This is a genomic window from Phenylobacterium sp., assembly GCF_046590535.1.
In the GTDB taxonomy this organism is placed as follows: Bacteria; Pseudomonadota; Alphaproteobacteria; order Caulobacterales; family Caulobacteraceae; genus Phenylobacterium.
Map to the genome: position 1 here is coordinate 1 of NZ_JBKJTG010000006.1, position 2784 is coordinate 2784.

The following is a 2784-nucleotide window of genomic DNA, read 5'->3' on the forward strand; positions in this document are numbered from 1 at the left end:
GGCTGGGGGAGCTTCTCGTAGGGCAGGAAGGCCTTCTCGTAGGCGGCCAGCCAGCGCTCGCCCTCGATGTTGTTGCGGTAGGGATTCCAGACGTTGGTGTTGGTGTAGATGTAGGCGCCCAGGCCGACGAAGGCGGCCAGCGCCAGGCCGCCGATCACCCCCGCGGGTCCGGCCAGCCTGCGGGGCAGCCGGCGCAGGCGCGGCATGAGCCGGGTCTCGGTTCCCCTCCGCCACAGGCCGTAGGCCAGCACCAGCAGGATCACCGCGAAGGCCGACCAGTAGGCGCGCAGCCAGGCCGCGAAGCCCGCGTAGTCGCCCTGGCCATTCATGTCCGACAGCGGCACAGGAGTTGTGCCGCCGTAGTTGAGGAGGTTGTGGTCGAAACCTAGCTGTACCAGGACCAGGGTCGCGATCAGGTAGAGCAGCATCAGGCCCCAGCCGACGAACTTGTGCGGCGAGATGGCCTGCAGGAACACCGCCAGGACGGCGATCAGGGTCCAGTCCACGGCGTTGGGCAGGACGTACCAGAAGAGATACTTGCCGAGCTGCACGTCGGCGAAGCCCTTGAAGCCCTGCACCGCCAGGCCGGCGATCACGCTGACCAGCAGGGTGGCGATCAGCACCAGGGCGATGGCCAGGGTCTTGGGGGCCACGAAGGCCCAGTCGGGCACGGCGGTGGCGTCGACGATCTCGTGGGTCTTGCGCTCGCGTTCGCGCCAGACGAGCTCGCCGGAATAGTAGATCGCCACGATCATGACGATGAACACGAAGGCCCCGTTGAGCGTGGTGATCACCCAGCGGGTGACCGGGAAGATCTCCGCGCCGCCAGCCTCGGCGCCCAGGATCAGCCCGCCCATGGAATTGAACAGGCCCAGCAGCAGCAGCACCGCGAAGGCCGGGCTCTTGAACACCTGGCCCATCTCGAAGCGGGTGCGGGCGAGAAGCTGGGTCCAGGCTGTGGCCGGCCCGAAGCTGGGGCGCGGCAGCGGCCCGGCGGGCGGCGCGGGTGCGGCGTCGGCGACGGCCTTGTCCTTCTTCGCGGACTTGGCGCCCTTGGTCTCGAAGCGGAAAACTGCATAGGCGAGGCCCAGGAAGGCGACGGCCACGGGGACCCAGATCAGCCGGTTCCAGAGCAGCGCGCCCTCAATGGCGGGCGTGATGGTGTTGCTCTCAGTGGCGGTGAAATAGCGGGTCGCCAGGCCGAAGGCGGCCAGGCCGAAGGGCTCCAGCAGCGCGGCGATCTCGCGCCGCTCCGGCTCGCGCATCAGGGCGCTGAACACCGTGTAGACGATCAGGAAGCCGGCCACGCCAACATAGGTGGCCATCATCGAACGGGTGGCGGTGGCCAGCGAGAAGAACAGCGCTGAGACCAGGAACAGGCTGGGCAGCGCCAACCAGAAGTAGGCGAAGGCGTAGAAGGCGGGGTTGTTGGGGCCCAGCGTCTCGGGGTCCACCCAGGGCATCAAAGAGCCCAGGAAGAACGCCAGGGGCACCGCCAGGAAGGCCAGGGCGACGGTGGCGAAGGCGCCGGCGAAGCGGCCGAACAGGTAGTCGAACTTGCGGATCCGGGTGGAGCGGATGATCGGGCCGTAGCCGGTCTCGTCGTCGCGCACGATCACGTTGGCCACGAAGGCGGTGGCCGCGAACATGAAAAACAGCGTCATGACCAGGGTGGTCTCGCCGATGGCCGCCGGAGAATTCTTGTGGACGTTGCCGCCGGAGCCGATCCGGATCTGGTCAACGGTCACCGACCCGAACACCAGCAGGAAGAAGATCAGGCTGGCGATCCAGAAGATCGGCTGGCGCAACTGGTAGCGCAGCTCGAAGGCCGCGATCTTGCCGAACATGGCTTGGCCCCGCCTTAAGCCGCGCGCCGCGAGGCGGTCAGGGTGGAGAAGTAGACGTCCTCCAGGCCGCCCTCGACCGGGGCGAACTCGGGCCCCGGAGGATTGTCGGCGAGCACGTGGATGACGGTGCGGCCGGCCGACAGGCGGGTGGAGATCACCTCGTGGCGCTCCCGCTCGGCGGCGAGGTCGGCCCGGTCGATGGTCTTGGTCCAGATGCGGCCGCCCAGGTCGGCCATCAGCTTGGCGGGGGCGCCTTCCAGCAGGATCTTGCCGCTGGCCAGCACCGCCATGCGCGGGCAGAGGTCGGAGACGTCCTCGACGATGTGGGTGGACAGGATCACCACCACGTTCTCGCCGATCTCGGCCAGGAGGTTGAGGAAGCGGTTGCGCTCCTCCGGATCGAGGCCGGCGGTGGGCTCGTCGACGATGATCAGGGACGGGCGGCCGATCAGCGCCTGGGCGATGCCGAAGCGCTGGCGCATGCCGCCGGAGTATCCGGCCACCGCCTTCTTGCGCACGTCCCACAGGTTCACCTGGTTGAGCAGGCCCTCAACGGTTTCGCGGCGCTCGGCCCGACCGGCGACGCCCTTCAGGACGGCCATGTGATCGAGCAGATCGTAGGCGGAGACCCGGGGATAGACCCCGAAGTCCTGGGGCAGGTAGCCCAGGGTGCGGCGCAGCTTCTCGGGCTCGGCGATGACGTCGATGCCGCCGAACCGGATGGCGCCGGAGGTGGGGGTCTGCAGCGTCGCCACCGAGCGCATCAGGGTCGACTTGCCGGCCCCGTTGGGCCCCAAGAGGCCGAACATGCCGGTGCCGACCTCCAAGTCGATATTCTCCAGCGCGCGCGTGCCGTTCGCATAGACGTGCGTCAGGCCCTTGATCACCAGCATGTCGTCCCACCACGTTCAGAATACCGGGGCGAAACTGCCCCGGT

General features: G+C 68.2%; 2 protein-coding genes. Both read right to left on the reverse strand.

Annotation, left to right across the window (positions count from 1 at the left end; genetic code table 11):
• Window positions 1–1847: ABC transporter permease (locus ACLL81_RS00265; RefSeq protein ID WP_411286343.1), on the reverse strand; the 1847-nt coding region annotated here is incomplete at its 3' end.
• Window positions 1848–1861: 14 nt separating this feature from the next.
• Window positions 1862–2740, reverse strand: a complete 879-nt coding sequence (locus ACLL81_RS00270) for an ABC transporter ATP-binding protein (protein ID WP_411286344.1) — start codon at window positions 2738–2740, stop codon at window positions 1862–1864.
• Window positions 2741–2784 lie beyond the last annotated feature (44 nt).